The sequence below is a fragment of the Shewanella sp. LZH-2 genome (assembly GCF_016859145.1).
Lineage (GTDB): Bacteria > Pseudomonadota > Gammaproteobacteria > Enterobacterales > Shewanellaceae > Shewanella > Shewanella xiamenensis.
Genome location: NZ_CP069350.1, coordinates 3653818 through 3669155, shown reverse-complemented (window position 1 = coordinate 3669155; position 15338 = coordinate 3653818). Strand labels below are relative to the sequence as shown.

At 47.4% G+C, this 15338-nt stretch carries 8 protein-coding genes; 4 read left to right on the top strand and 4 right to left on the bottom strand.

The features are described 5' to 3' along the window. Window positions 1-68 precede the first annotated feature (68 nt). Window positions 69-4352: a formate dehydrogenase subunit alpha gene (gene fdhF / locus JM642_RS16145; protein WP_203432152.1), complete on the bottom strand. Its 4284-nt coding sequence runs from the start codon at window positions 4350-4352 to the stop codon at window positions 69-71. A 515-nt stretch (window positions 4353-4867) separates the two neighbouring features. Here fdhF and prfB point away from each other — a divergent pair. Together prfB and lysS are read left to right on the top strand one after the other, a co-directional pair. Next, window positions 4868-5966, top strand: a protein-coding gene (gene prfB / locus JM642_RS16140; RefSeq protein WP_164925631.1) for a peptide chain release factor 2 whose coding sequence is annotated in 2 segments (ribosomal slippage) — window positions 4868-4942 and window positions 4944-5966 — 1098 coding nt in all. Because the reading frame shifts where the segments join, the coding sequence is not laid out codon by codon here. A gap of 29 nt (window positions 5967-5995) precedes the next feature. Further along, a complete protein-coding gene (gene lysS, locus JM642_RS16135) occupies window positions 5996-7498 on the top strand; it encodes a lysine--tRNA ligase (RefSeq protein ID WP_037414843.1) in 1503 nt (500 codons plus the stop codon). A 109-nt stretch (window positions 7499-7607) separates the two neighbouring features. Here lysS and JM642_RS16130 read toward each other — a convergent pair whose 3' ends face one another. Beyond that, window positions 7608-8048, bottom strand: coding sequence for a DUF2846 domain-containing protein (locus JM642_RS16130; protein ID WP_037428736.1), 441 nt, complete (start codon window positions 8046-8048; stop codon window positions 7608-7610). 765 nt (window positions 8049-8813) lie between these two features. Here JM642_RS16130 and pbpG point away from each other — a divergent pair. Then, window positions 8814-9779, top strand: coding sequence for a D-alanyl-D-alanine endopeptidase (pbpG, locus tag JM642_RS16125; protein ID WP_037414829.1), 966 nt, complete (start codon window positions 8814-8816; stop codon window positions 9777-9779). Window positions 9780-9990: 211 nt separating this feature from the next. Continuing rightward, window positions 9991-11547, top strand: a complete 1557-nt coding sequence (locus JM642_RS16120; protein ID WP_050991360.1) for a rhomboid family intramembrane serine protease — start codon at window positions 9991-9993, stop codon at window positions 11545-11547. Window positions 11548-11609: 62 nt separating this feature from the next. On the opposite strand, the gene JM642_RS16115 is transcribed toward JM642_RS16120, so the two are convergent. Beyond that, window positions 11610-12707, bottom strand: a complete 1098-nt coding sequence (locus tag JM642_RS16115; RefSeq protein ID WP_047538288.1) for a calcium:proton antiporter — start codon at window positions 12705-12707, stop codon at window positions 11610-11612. 212 nt (window positions 12708-12919) lie between these two features. Continuing rightward, the gene (locus tag JM642_RS16110; protein ID WP_203432151.1) at window positions 12920-15232 is read right to left on the bottom strand and encodes a toxin-antitoxin system YwqK family antitoxin; all 2313 of its coding nucleotides are present in this window, start codon (window positions 15230-15232) and stop codon (window positions 12920-12922) included. Between the last annotated feature and the right edge of the window lie 106 nt (window positions 15233-15338).

The window sequence follows — 15338 nt, the reverse complement described above, 5'->3', positions numbered from 1 at the left end:
AATAAAACGGGAGATAACATCTCCCGTTTTTTATATCCATTTATTGAGTCGTATCCCTAAATATCTGTTTAGGCTGGTTCGATAACCCGCTTAGTCACCTTTTCAACTCTTACTGCGCAAACCTTATATTCAGGGATATAAGCCACGGGATCTAAGGCATTGATGGTGAGTTTGTTCGCTGCGGCTTCGACAAAATGGAACGGCAAGAACAGTACACCGGCTTGGGCGCGTTTAGTCACAAAGGCATCTATCTCAATCTCGCCGCGGCGGGTGATAAGGCTAATTTTGTCGCCATTATTTATCCCGAGTTGCTCGGCATCATAGACTGAAATCATCACTTTAGGTGCGCCGAGTAAATCCAGTCCCGGTGTTTTACGGGTGAGTGTACCTGTGTGGAATTGTTCTAAGAGCCGCCCCGTTGATAGCGTCAGTGGGTACTCGTTGCAGGGCATTTCGGCGGGAAGACGATAACTGACGGGCGTAAATAAGCCTAAACCGCGGGTGAATTGACTCTGGTGCATAATCGGTGTTCCCGGATGATTTTCATCCGGACAGGGCCATTGAATACCCTGAGGCACTTTACCCTCTGCACTTGTGGTTAATCTTTCCCAACGAATACCGCGATACTGGGGTGTTAATACATTGATTTCAGACCAAATAGCCTCTTCATCTTTGTAATCCCAGTTTGCGCCCATGGCATTAGCCAGCGCTTGTACGATCTGCCAATCGGGTAAGGCTTCCCCCGGTGAGGCAAGTGCTTGCTCGAGTCGCTGCACCCGACGCTCGGTATTGGTAAAGTGACCGCGTTTTTCTACAAAAGCGGCGGCGGGCAAGACCACATGGGCAAGCTCGGCCGTCTCGGTTAAAAAGATATCCTGCACTACCAGAAACTCGATTTGACTCAGTGCATTAAGCACATGAGCTTGATCGGGATCGCTCAGCACTGGATTTTCACCCATCACATATAAGGCTTTGATTTTGCCCTTGGCAATGTCGTGCATCATGTGGGTTGCCGTGACGCCAATTTCCCCCGATAACGGCGTTTGCCAGTGGTTTTCGAAGCGCATTCTGGCATGAATATCCGTGACCTTTTGATAGCCTGTGAAGTAGTTGGGTAATGCACCCATATCACAAGCCCCTTGCACATTACTCTGGCCGCGTAGCGGATTGATACCCGCCCCTGATACTCCGATATTGCCGCAGAGTAGTTGCAGGTTAGAAATGGCGGTGACGTTATCGTGGCCTGTCGTATGCTGAGTGATGCCCATGGCGTAGTAAACTGCCGTTTTTTGTGCAGTGCCTATGGTACGCGCGATGCGGGCGATATCCTCAGCTTTAACACCTGTGATTAGGGCGGCGTTTTCGAGGGAGTAATCCTCCTTCGCTAATTCCGCATAGAGGCCCTCGATCCCTTCAGTACGCTCGGCGATATAGGCTTTATCTTGCCAATCGTGGCGAATAATTTCCGCCATAATGGCGTTTAATAGCATCACATCCGTGCCCGGTCTGTGGGCAACATAGAATTCGGCCTTTTCTGCTATGCCTACGCGTTTAGGATCGGCCACGATTAATCGTGCGCCGTGCTGCATTATCGCCTGCTGGATTTTTGAGGCAATAATCGGATGGGCGCAGGTGGTGTCTGAACCGATGATAAAGATAACATCCGAGTCCTTAATACTTGGAATATCATTGGTCATCGCGCCACTACCAATACTCTGCTGTAAGCCCGTTACCGTCGATGAGTGGCATAGGCGGGCGCAGTGATCGATATTATTGGTACCAAGAACGCTGCGGACAAACTTTTGCAGCACAAAGTTATCTTCGTTAGTCGCTTTGGCAGAGGCGAGACTAGCGATCGCGTTGCTGCCATCTTGCTGTTTTATCTCGGTTAAGCGTTTCGCCACATAGGCGATGGCTTCGGGCCAACTACAAGGTTGTAGTTCGCCATTTTTACGGATTAATGGTGTCGTGAGGCGTTTGTCGCTGTGAATAAAATCGAAACCAAAACGCCCTTTAACACATAACATGCCTTGGTTAACAACCGAGTCTTTATTGCCTTCGATATGGCGAATGCGACTGGTGTTAGGGTCAATTTTAAGATCCAGACGACAGCCTACACCGCAGTAAGTACAAATCGTCGAGGCGGTTTTAAGTGCTGTTTTATCGCCTTGGCGTTTGTCCCGCGCATCGACCAGTGCGCCAGTGGGACACACCTGCACGCAGTTGCCACATTGTACACAGCGACTATCGGCCATGCTCGCGCTAAAGCCAACTCTCGGCGCGCGGCGCACGAGGCTTTGACTGATTTCCTGTGGCAGCGCCTGATAGGAATCTTCGGTAAATTGGATGGCGCAGTGGCCGCTCTGCTGCTGGCACACATCAACGCATTTGCCGCAGCTAATACAACGGTTAGCATCAAATTGAATAAAGGGTGAACTCTTATCTACGCTGAAATGCCGTGCATTTTCAGTGGCTAAGCTTTTGCTCTCAACACCGTAATCCGTAGCGTAATCCCTCAGTTTACAGTCGGTATTGGCCTGGCAGGCGCACTCAAGGCAACGCGCCGCCTCTTGCATAGCGGCATCTGCGGGAAAGCCCAATTCGACTTCACTGTAATTCAGCAGCCGTTGTAGTGCTGTTAATTCGGGCATTTTCAAGCGGGGCTGACGTGGCGTATGGGGATAAAGCGTTGGTGCGGCTTCTGATGTTGTTTTTGCTTGCTTAAGGGCGCTTGGAATGGTTTTTACCGAGTTAAAATCGTGGGCATGTAAATCACAGCTAAGGCCAATTTGAAGCATTTTATCAATGGCTTTTGCCGCTTTTCGGCCATCACCAATGGCGGCAACCGCGGTGGCTGGGCCGCGGCGGGCATCGCCCATCACAAACAGTTTTTCCACACCCGATGACATGGTTTGCTCACAACCAATGAGGGTGTTCCAGCGACTGAGTGCCAGCTCGCCATGGCTGAGTTGCCCCATGGAATCTTGCATAAAGCTCAGGTCTGGTGCTTGGGATACTGCGGCGATAACGGTATCGAAGGCTTCGGTAAAGGTTTCCCCTGTGTCCACGGGGGCGCGTCTGCCTGAAGCATCGGCTTCGCCGAGCGCCATTTTGCTGAAGGTGACCGACTGTACATGTCCATTGGCATCACTATGATTTTCAATGGGATTGGTTAAGAAGTGGAATTTTACTCCTTCGACTTCGGCCTCGTGTACTTCGTAAGCTTCGGCGGGCATTTCGGCGCGGGTACGGCGGTAGATTAAAGTAACATCGCAGCCTTCACGTACCGCTGTACGAGCACAATCGATGGCGGTATTGCCGCCGCCGATGACTGCGACTTTTTTACCCAACTTCAATTGCTTATCGAGGCAATGATCCTTAAGAAAATCTACCCCTAGATAGCAGCCCGCCAGCTCCGAGCCTTTATAATTCATCGGCACTGCTTTTTGGGCGCCGATCGCAAGGCACACCGCATCGAAGTCGGTGACCAACTGGGCTAAGTGAACCTCATGGCCGAGGCGAGTCTGGGTATGAATGATTAACCCATTACGACACAGCAGCTCGATTTCTTTATCGAGAATCGCCTTGGGTAAACGGTATTCGGGAATACCGTAGCGCAGCCAACCGCCCGCCTTGGGCATGGCTTCAAATATCTCGACATTATGCCCTTGATTCGAAAGATAATAACCCGCACTTAAGCCCGCAGGACCTGCGCCTATAATGGCAATTTTCTTACCCGTGTCAGCGAGGCGTGGCGGTTGATAGCTATTGCCGTGCTCGTCATCGGCTAAATCTAAATCGGCAGCGTGGCGCTTGAGTTGGCGGATGGCAATAGGGTCGTCGACGAGGCCGCGGCGGCATTCGGTTTCGCAAAACGCGGGGCAGACACGGCCAATCGACAGCGGCAGTGGCAGAGTGTCTTTAATGACTTTAATCGCTTGGGTGTGGTCACCTTGGGCAATGTGGTTGAGATAACTTTGTACATCGACCCCCGCAGGGCAGGCCTGTTGGCAGGGCGCTTCACAATCGGCAAAGTGATCACTCAAGATGGTGTTCAGTGCCGCTTGGCGCTGTTTGGTTAAAAACGCCGATTGGGTGATGACCTTCATGCCTGTTTGGGCAGGGGTTTCACAGGCTTTAACGCAGCGCAGACTGGCATCGCTATTTTCGATTTGTACTAGACAAAGGTTACAGTCCTGCTTTTCGGCATGGGCTTGCGTGTCCAATTGCCGTGAGGCGTCAGTGGGATCGCACAGGCTGGGAATAGCAATACCCGCCTTACGGGCTGCGTGTAATAGGTTATCGCTCGGCTCGGCCGAGACTATCTGATTATCGATTCGAAGTTCTATCATCCCATGGCCTTTTATATTTGTAGGGTGCTTGCTGCATGGCAGGCTTAAGGTGGATTTGAGTATAACTAGAGCGCTTTAGAAGACGCTTATGGTCGAGGGAAGTTTGATGCTAAATTGCTGCTGTCATCACAAACAGGTGTCAGACTGTGCGCTGATGAAAGTTTATTGGTGGAATACTGTGATTATCTCAGCATTTTATATGTGTTTTATCTGTATCTTGTTTAATTCTATGCGGTTTTTAGTGATTATCACTGTTTAGTAAACTCAATTTTTAATTGAATTGGGGCGTCAAGCTGGCAATTTCATGTAAGATCACAGTCTTAACTCGGCTTTGTTTGTTAATCTGCCGACCCTAACGGTGCTTTTTATGCTGATAAAATCGCAGTGAAACGCTATCACGCCCTAGGTTTACCAGCGTTGTTAGGTTAAAATGCGCGGTTGCAATTACCGTTAAGCGCCGCCTGCTTTGATGGGAAACCCATTAAAACGGCAAAAATAAGCGAAGTTAAAAATCCATGTTTGAAGTTAATCCAGTAAAATTCAAAATTAAGGAGCTTGCCGAGCGTACGCAGCTTCTTAGGGGGTATCTTTGACTACGATGCTAAGCATGAGCGTCTAGAAGAAGTCAGCCGTGAACTTGAAAGTTCTGAGGTGTGGAACGAGCCAGAACGTGCTCAAGCCCTAGGTAAAGAGCGCGCCAGCCTCGAAGCCGTCGTAAAAACTATCGATGATATGGACTCTGGTCTTGAAGACGTTGAAGGTCTACTTGAGCTTGCCATCGAAGAAGAAGACGAAGACACCTTCAATGAAACCACCAAAGAGCTGGATTATTTAGAGAGCCGTTTGGCCGAACTCGAATTCCGCCGTATGTTCTCTGGTCCACAGGACGCCTCAAACTGTTACTTAGACATTCAGTCGGGCAGTGGTGGTACAGAGGCGCAAGATTGGGCCAACATGGTACTGCGTATGTATCTGCGTTGGGGTGAAGCCCACGGATTTAGTCCTGAGCTGATGGAAGTGACCGACGGTGACGTGGCTGGTATTAAGGGCGCGACCATTAAGTTTACCGGTGAGTATGCCTTTGGTTGGTTACGTACCGAAACTGGCGTGCACCGCTTAGTGCGTAAATCGCCATTTGACTCATCGGGTCGTCGCCACACGTCTTTCTGCTCGGTATTCGTTTACCCTGAGATTGATGACGATATCACCATCGATATCAACCCTGCTGACTTACGTATCGACGTATACCGCGCCTCGGGTGCCGGTGGTCAGCACGTAAACCGAACCGAATCTGCGGTACGTATTACCCACTTACCGACCAACACGGTAGTGCAGTGCCAGAACGACCGTTCACAGCACAAGAACAAAGATTCGGCGATGAAACAGTTAAAAGCCAAACTGTTCGAATTAGAAATGCATAAGCAAAATGCCGAAAAGCAAGCCGCCGAAGATGCCAAGTCCGACATCGGTTGGGGTAGCCAGATCCGTTCTTATGTATTGGATGACTCCCGTATTAAAGACTTACGCACTAGCGTGGAGACGCGCAATACCCAAGCGGTACTCGATGGCGATCTGGACAAGTTTATCGAAGCCAGTTTGAAATCAGGGCTGTAATTAATTCAAAGGTATAGACGAGAAATAACATGACTGAACAAGTACAAGATGAAAACAAACTGATTGCCGAGCGTCGTGCCAAGCTAGACAGCATTCGCCCGAACTGCAGCGCGAATGCTCACCCTAATACGTTCCGTCGCACCCATAAAGCGGCTGAGTTGCAGGAAAAATACGGTCAAAACACTAAGGAAGAACTCGAAGCCTTAGGTTTTAGAACCAGCATAGCTGGCCGTATCATGGCAAAACGTGGCCCATTCCTGGTGATCCAAGACGTGTCTGGTCGTATCCAAGCTTATGCTGAAAAGGGCGTTCAAGCGGATCTGAAGGATAAATACCAAGGTCTGGATATCGGTGACATCATCGGCGTAACGGGTCAGTTGCACTTGTCTGGTAAAGGCGATCTGTACGTGAACATGGAAGAGTACCAACTGCTGACCAAAGCACTGCGTCCTCTGCCAGAAAAATTCCACGGCTTAACTGACCAAGAAACCCGTTACCGCCAACGTTATGTTGACTTAATCGTTAACGAAGAATCTCGTCAAGCCTTCGTAATGCGTTCAAAAGTGGTTGCTGCAATCCGTAACTTCATGATCAAAAAAGAGTTCATGGAAGTTGAAACCCCAATGATGCACGTGATCCCAGGCGGCGCTTCAGCGCGTCCATTTATCACTCACCACAATGCGCTGGACATGCCAATGTACCTGCGTATCGCGCCAGAGTTATACCTCAAGCGTTTAGTGGTAGGTGGTTTTGAGCGTGTGTTCGAAATCAACCGTAACTTCCGTAACGAAGGTCTGTCGCCACGCCATAACCCAGAATTCACTATGATGGAATTCTATATGGCCTATGCAGACTACAAAGATCTGATGGACTTAACCGAAGAACTGTTAAGCTCTATCGCCATTGAGTTATTAGGCAGCGCGCAAATGCCATACGGCGAGCACACCGTTGATTTCGGTGGCCCATATGCCCGTTTAAGCATGTTAGAAGCGATTCAGAAGTACAATCCTGACAACGCGACTATCCAAGCCATGACTTACGAGCAAGTGAAAGATCTTGAATTCATGCGTGAACTGGCTATCAGCCTAGGCATCAAGATCGAGAAGTTCTGGACCTGTGGTCAACTATTAGAAGAAATCTTCGGTGAAACCGCTGAATGGCAGTTAATGCAACCGACCTTCATCACTGGCTACCCAGCGGACATTTCGCCACTGGCACGTCGTAACGATGACAATCACTTCATTACCGACCGTTTTGAATTCTTCATCGGTGGCCGTGAAGTGGCTAACGGTTTCAGCGAGTTAAACGATGCTGAAGACCAAGACAGCCGCTTTAAAGCGCAGGTTGACGCCAAAGACGCAGGTGACGACGAAGCCATGTTCTACGATGCAGACTACATCACTGCGCTGGAACACGGTTTACCGCCAACAGCAGGTCAAGGTATTGGTATCGACCGTTTAGTGATGTTATTCACTAACACTCACACTATCCGTGATGTGATCCTGTTCCCAGCGATGCGCCCACAGGCTTAATTGCTGTATCGGGTTGCAGATAAAACCTGCGACCCAATGGCATTGGATGAATTTAAAAAACCAGCCTTTTGGCTGGTTTTTTATGGGCGATTCAAGGGGGGAGCAATAGCTATTTTGCCAGTTTACATTCTTGAACGTTTTTCATGCCTTCGGTATCTGAGACTGCTTTTAGTCCTGCACCACCCACAAATACACCCATCTTGATATATTGCTCGAAGAAGTAGTTTTTACCCCCTTCTGTTTTCACTGTTAAATCATTTTCGCTGAATTCAGATTCGGTCGATAACTTTTGCTCACCGGGATCAACTTCTTTGTAAAAATAAACTTTGTTTGCTGACTCACCAATTAGATTGCCGTTAATGTAGATATTTTTCTTTAGTGCTTGTCCAGCAAAGCTATTACGGTAAACATAGATACCGCTTTTATTGTCAGCTGGTTTTTGGAATGTTTTTAATTTGGCATCTTCTTCCTGTGATGCCATCGGCACTGAAGCACAACCAGTCAGAAATAGGCAAATAGCTAACATGGGGGTAAGTAGTTTTTTTAACATCATCAATCCCTAATTTAAAAATAATAACAAGCCTGTGGAGTCGGCTCTCTATATCCATTAATACTGATTAGCTCGGTATTAACTCCTGTTTTCAAGGAAAGGGGGGGCGGGGGATGAACAGAAAAAACATCATCCTGACACAAGCCTACGTGATTTCATATGGCAAATGATTAGTAAAAAGTGCTATTTAATCAGTAAGCTAAACCTACTATCCTTGATGTTGCGCAATATAGCTTAACTTGTATCGGCCCGCTATCTGTTTGTAATTTAAAGTGTGATTTTGTTGCGCCAGTTGTTGGTTTTTGTGATGAGCTTCATTGGCAATATTTCATTTTTCACTATTGAGGTGTTTTAAACTCATTAATGTTATGGCTATAGAGCTTGAGGAAATTAAGAAGGGTAGCTCTATCTTCCATTCGGATCATTTGCGAAGGCTTTTATCGAAATGGCGGCTTGTCTGCACATCAATGAATAGGTGATTAATAATCTCGACAAGCCAAATGTATTTGGTTTATCATTCTGAATATTAAGTGTTTTTTAGCTTTTATGATTGCCGATTTACGATTGTTTGTTAATAGGCACTTTTACTCTGATGTGTTTGTTGGCTCAAAACTAAGATTTTTCTCATAAAGTGAGTGTAAAAAGTGCTGATATTGCTGATAAAAGTCGTGTTCAGTTCTATTCCTTTCGGCATATACCTCTTATACTTAGCCTCAACCCTGTGCCGTAGCACATTCGACTTATTAACGACTCAGTGAATTCTACATGAAGATCCCTTCTCTGCTTGGTAGTTTTATCTTGGTATGCAGCAGTTTAACTGTTGCCGCGACAGCGCATTCAGCCGATTCGGCCTCTGTCACTACAAAAAGCACCGCCACTAAAGCAACTTCTGCTAAAAAAGCCCCTGCTAAGCAGGAGGTGGCAGCTAATAGTGCATTAGTCGTTGATCTTAAAACTAATGAAATTCTCTATTCCAGTAATCCCGATGCCGTAAGGCCCATTGCCTCCGTGACTAAGCTAATGACCGCGATGGTAACCCTAGATGCTAAGTTACCTATGGATGAAAAGCTTACTATCAATATCAATGATACTAAGGAAATGCGCGGCGTATATTCGCGGGTGCGTATTGGCAGTGAAATTAGCCGTAAAGAAATGTTATTGCTGACATTAATGTCATCTGAAAACCGTGCCGCCGCAAGTCTTGCCCACCATTATCCCGGTGGCCATAAAGCTTTTATTAAAGCGATGAATGCTAAGGCGAAAGCCCTAGGGATGAAAAACACTCGCTATGTAGAGCCTACTGGATTGTCAGAGAAGAACGTCTCGAGCGCGCGGGATTTGGTGGTGTTACTAAAGGCTAGCGAAGGCTATCCCATGTTAGGCCAGTTAAGCTCGACCGAAAAGAAAACCGTAACCTTTGGCAAACCAAAGTACAGCCTCGATTTTAGAAATACCAATCGCTTGGTTTATAAAGATAACTGGAATATCCACCTCACTAAAACGGGCTTTACCAATGAAGCAGGGCACTGCTTAGTGATGCGTACCGAAATGGCCAAACGCCAAGTGGCCTTTGTTGTGCTCGATGCCTATGGTAAGTATACCCATATGGCCGATGCTAACCGTTTACGTACTTGGTTAGAAACAGGCAAAGTCACTCCGATCCCCGCGGATGCTAAGCAATATAAGAAGCAGCGCAATCAGCAGCAATTTGCTAAGGTCAGCGAGACCTAAGGCAGGCGTTTCCTGCTTATCCATGTCCCGTCACAGGATAGGTTGACCGTTTTTAGGCCAGAATCGTTCTGGCCTTTTTATTGTCATTTTTCTAGCACTTGTGTTGTAGATGATTGATAGGCTTAACTAAAAGTCAATTAATCACCCCGTAGAGGGTGCGTTGTGTGGCGATACACCGTATTATTGGCAGGTTTTTTCTCTCAAGGATGATATGCGTGTGGCGTTAGTCTTAAAAAAACTCCAGTTGATCTATGTGCCCTTTATACTGCTCTGCCTGATATTTGTCTCAGGCTACAGCTTGCTCCATTGGCTGTTGATTATCGAGTTCCAACTGCTGAGCATTGACGAATCGATTATCAATTTTTGGCTGCCGCTGATATTGCCTTGGCCCTTGCTGTTTTTCTACTTAAGACCTCGGCTTAAGTTATTCCGCTTTACCAAGAGTAATAGCCGTTTTATCTATTTTGTGATTGCCGTGCTGTTGCTAGCCGTGCCCACTATCGTGGCGCAGGAATACCTTAATAGCGCAACGGGCAAGTTGACTCAACTCGAGTCCATCAATGCACTATTGCACCAGCCGCAAACCAAGTATTACCAATTAAATCAGTTTTATATCGATAAAAAACATATCGGCGTACAGCGCAATATTGAGCCGATTGGCAAGGGTAATAGTGAGTTGCGTATGAGCCTGTATATTGCGATGCCGATTTTTGCTAAACGTAACGAGAGTTGGTTGGTCGGTGCTAAAGCCTTGGCATGGTATGGCAAAGTTTATGAGAAAACGATCAGTAATAGACTCGAACCTCAGCAGAAAGAAGCGCTATTTCAAGAGTTTATTCATCAGAGCCAGCAGGATTTTAATGCCTTTAAGCCTGAAGACTTTGTCTATCTTGACCGTATCGGCCCGTCGACCCGCTACACTCAGCTACTGACCGCTGCTCAAAAAAGCTCAGTGTATTTCGATGGTTATCAAACTGTCTTGATGCCAGTGAATAAGCCCTTCGAGGCGCGTAATGGCCATAAATTAGCGTGGATTATCGCCTGGTTAAGCTTTGCTGCCATTGTGTGGTTACTGATGAGCTTGATGCTAAAACTGGACGAGACACAGGCATCTCAGGCTTTGGTGGCGCAGCTAAGCATAGAAAAACCTAAGGCAGAGCTTTATGGCTTTTTGGCTGAATTTAAACCTCGGCAGGGTTTTGTTATCACGCCAATCTTGCTTTATATCAATAGCTTGATATTTATGTTGATGGCCTTTGCCAGCCAGCACGTTATCGCCTTTCCAAACAGTCTGTTGCTCGATTGGGGCGCAAACCTTCGCCAGTTGGTTTTGGATCAACAAGTTTGGCGGTTGATCAGCAATGTGTTTTTACATGGCGGCTTGATGCATTTGGTTTTTAACTTATACGGACTGTTTTTTGCGGGGATGTTTTTGGAGCCACTGCTGGGTAAATGGCGTTTACTCGGGGTCTATTTATGTTGTGGTTTAGTGGCGAGCATTGCCAGTATTAGCTGGTATGAGGCGATGATCAGTATCGGTGCCTCGGGCGCCATTATGGGATTATTTGGGGTGTTGATCATGTGGATTTGGTTGGGCTTATTGCCCTTGGCGGACAATATGCCACTCGCCCTGAATCTGACCCTATTTGTTACTGCAAGTCTTGTGATGGGGCTCTTTGGCGGCGTGGATAATGCCGCGCATCTTGGCGGTTTGGGCTGTGGATTATTGCTTGGGAGCCTGCTACGGCCAAATAAGATGCAACCGTAGGCCAATAAAAAGCCGAGGTAAATCCTCGGCTAATGGGTTTTACTATTAAATGTAAGCGGTATTTAGGCGTGCTCAAACATCAGGAAAAGGTACACAATAAACAGCACTATATGGGTCGCACCATGGAGTGCATTGGTTCTACCGCTGCTGAAACTGACTTTGCAGACCATTAAACTGGTGGCTAAAAGCACCATATCCGCCGCAGAAAGGCCTAAGTGTACCTCTTGATTTATCACACTTCCGACAATCAATACTGAGGGCACGGTGAGAGCTATGGTGGCGAGCACTGAACCAAAATAGAGGTTCATCGCCCGTTGCAGTTGATTATTGAGTGCAGCCTTAAAGCCACCTACGGCCTCTGGAGATAAGATCAAACAGGCGACAATAAAGCCGCCCAGTGCTGGCGGCGCCCCGAGAGAGGCCACGCTGTAATTAATGGGCATAGCAAGGGTTTTGGCGAGCAGAATCACCACCAGCAAATAACCAATCAACAGCATAGTGTGGTAGATATTACTGCGCAGTATGCCGTGATGCTCTTCGTGGTCCTCGTGGTCGGCATCGACAAAGAAGTGGCTATGGCTCTTAGTTTGGATCACCAAAAAGATGCCATAGAGCAAAATCGAGATGATGATGAGCATCCAAGACATGGGCTTGGACATGCTGCCAATGGTGCCGCCCTCGGTAAAGTTAGGTAGCACTAAACAGAGCAGGGCGAGGGGAATAATCGCCACTAAATAGGATTTCACCCCATCTAAATTAAAGTGCTGAGTATGATAGCGCCAGCCACCAAGTAGCAGAGTGATACCAACTAAGCCATTGGTAATAATCATGACTACGGCAAACATGGTATCCCTTGCCATCACTGGATTTGGCTCGCCCGTTAACATCACCGAAGAAATCATCACCACTTCGAGCGAAATTACCGACAGGGTTAAAATCAAGGTACCGTAAGGGTCGCCGAGCTTGATGGCAAGCGCATCCGAGTGACGCACCACGGAGAAAATCGCCCAAGTTACCACTCCGAGTAGGGCGAGTGAAACGGGAATATAGGTTGAGAGAGCCGTGCCATCGGCGAGCAAACTATCACCGCCAGTCTTGAAGAATACTAATGTGAGTATTCCGAGTAGCAGGGCAAATTCGTCTTTGATAAATGTCTTCATAGGCAGTTGATCCAAAGCGGAAAAATGCCGTTAGTATAGACATTGGTTATGGCACACTTTGCATGAATATTCTTTTAGATTTGGGGTTAGGCATAAAATTTTGAGCGAGATCGCTTTTTTATTCAAAACCCCAGTTATCGATTAATACCTTTTGCTTAGCCGATTTTGCGAGTCACAAACTAGGCAAACTGCATGCAAGCTAACGTAATTTCTTAGCCATGGTGCTCGGTATTAATCAACTTGCCGAGCTGATCGTAATGATTCCAATCCCCCGCTTGGCGATCGGCGATATAGCTGCCTTCACTGCGTTTTTCGCCATTGGGCCAAAACTGTTGCCATAAACCTTCCCTGCGATCCTTCAGATAAGTGCCTTGTTCGGCGAGTTTGCCATTAACATGGTAATAGCTAGCTTCGCCTTCTTTTTGACCCTTTAGCCAAGTTTCATTCAGTTTAGGGTTACCATTTTGGTGGTATTCCCTGCGCTCGCCGTCGAACTGGCCTTTAGTGTATTGGGCTTCGAGTTTGAGCTGGCCATTGCTGTAATACTCTTTGCTGCTGCCATGCTGCTGATTATCTAAAAATTCGCTGCTGGCGGCTAAAATGCCATCCTCATACCAGCTTTCCCATAATCCAGTTTGCAGGCCTTTATCCATAGTGCCGCTAAGTTTAAGCTGGCCATTATTGGGATAATATTCGGCATAGGAGCCCGTTTTATCATTATTATCATAGGTTTCTAAGCGATAAACCACTTGTTTAAAGCTGTAGTACTCGCTAGTGCCGTGGCGTTTATTGTCCTTCCAATGGGTTTTCTGGCTGATATTGCCCTCGGGAATCGCGCCGTAGGTTGGATCTTTGGCTTCATAGCGGTAATCAATCCAGAGGCCGGTTTTTTGATTATCCTCGTATTGGCCGGTGACGCGGCGGCGACCTTGGTAATATTCGGCGTAATCGCCATTGAGTTTGCCGTTAACAAAGGTTTGTTCTTTTTGCTTAAGGCCAGAAGCATATTGGACCCAAAGGCCTTCTTTTAAGCCTGCTTTATATTCGCCTTCTTCATTAAGATCGCCATTGTAGTACCAACGGCTAAAGTGGCCGTCGAGGGGATAACTATTGCTGTTATCCGCTTTGCTGCGGGCATAGTGAGCAAGTTCTTTCGGTTTGCCATTATCATAAAAAGACTCGTATTTACCGACCCAAGCGCCCTCGATACGCTCGCCGCGCTCATTGACTGTACCATCTTGGTAAAAGGATTCGGAGCGGCCAGTGAGTTTGCCATTCACATAGACATCTAAGCTGCGGAGCTGGCCATTGGTGTGGTAACGGCGAAATTCTCCGTCACGTTGGCCTTGTTTCCATACCTCTGCGGTTTGCAGTTTGCCGCCGTTATAACGCTCAAACAATCCATCCTTTAAGCCCATGTTGTAGCTGCTTTTTTCGATAAGATTACCGTCCGCATCATAACGCTCAGAAGGGCCATGCAAGGGATATTGACCATTATCAGCCAGTTGCGAGTCCTGGTAGGTGCGCAGTTCTTTAAGTTGGCCATTAGGGTGAAAGTACTTTTGCACGCCTGCGAGCATATCCTGCTTGTAGTTCAAATCGCTGGTGAGCACACCCTCAAGGTTAAAGTATTGCTGGCGCCCCTCTAGCACATCGTTGAGGTATTGCTCTTCGACTTGGAGTTTGCCAAGTTCATTAAATTGCTGGCACTTACCGTGGCGAAGCCCCGCTTGATAGTGGCACAGGCTCGCCAGTTCACCACTGGGGTAGAAGGTGCGTTCTTCACCCTCAAGTTTATCAAGATTAAATTGGCTGGCACTGGCTTTGATGCCATCGTCGAAAAAGGTTTCCCATAATCCTTGGCGACGACCATCAGCATCAAAACGGCCGCTTACGACCACTTGGCCTTCGGAGTTTTGTTCAAGATAGGGGCCGGTGAGTTGGTTATTGGCGTAGGTTTGGCTTTGGGAGAGGGTGCCGTTTTCATAAAAGCTTTCCCATTTACCATGGCGCAGGTTATCAAGATAACTTTCTTGTGCCTGCAATTTACCGCTGGGGAAGAAGCGCTTAACTTGGGATTTTTGGCCATTTTGGTAGACAGTGCTTTGGTTAACATGGCCGTTGGGGCTAAATTCTTTCCATTCGCCAACGGGGACGCCCTTAGCAAATTGTTGTTCTTCGGTTATCGTGCCATCTAAGTCGAACAGCCGCCAAGTACCATCTTGGTAGCCCTGTTGGTAATTACCTTCAACGATTCTGCTGTTATTAGTATGAAATACTTGCCATTTCCCATTAGGTATTCCCTGAGAAAATTGCCCTAAGGTATAGCCTTGGTTATCGCGAACAATGGCGATATCACCATTTAACGGCATACCAGTGGCCAGATTGTAATAGCTGGGGATCCCGTTCTGCTGGCGGATTTCGACCATCATGGAAGATAGATTTTGCGCTGCCAGAGCATGGACACTGACTAGGCTGGCTGCGGCAGTCGAGAGGCTGATAAAGCGAAATGGCGTATAAAACATGCTGATTCCTTGCTCTGGGTCTTAAGGCAGCGCCTTTGCGGCCTATATAATTACTCTGTTGAATTTATGTCTTTGGCGCAGGACATAATGCAGTGCCCTGCGCCAA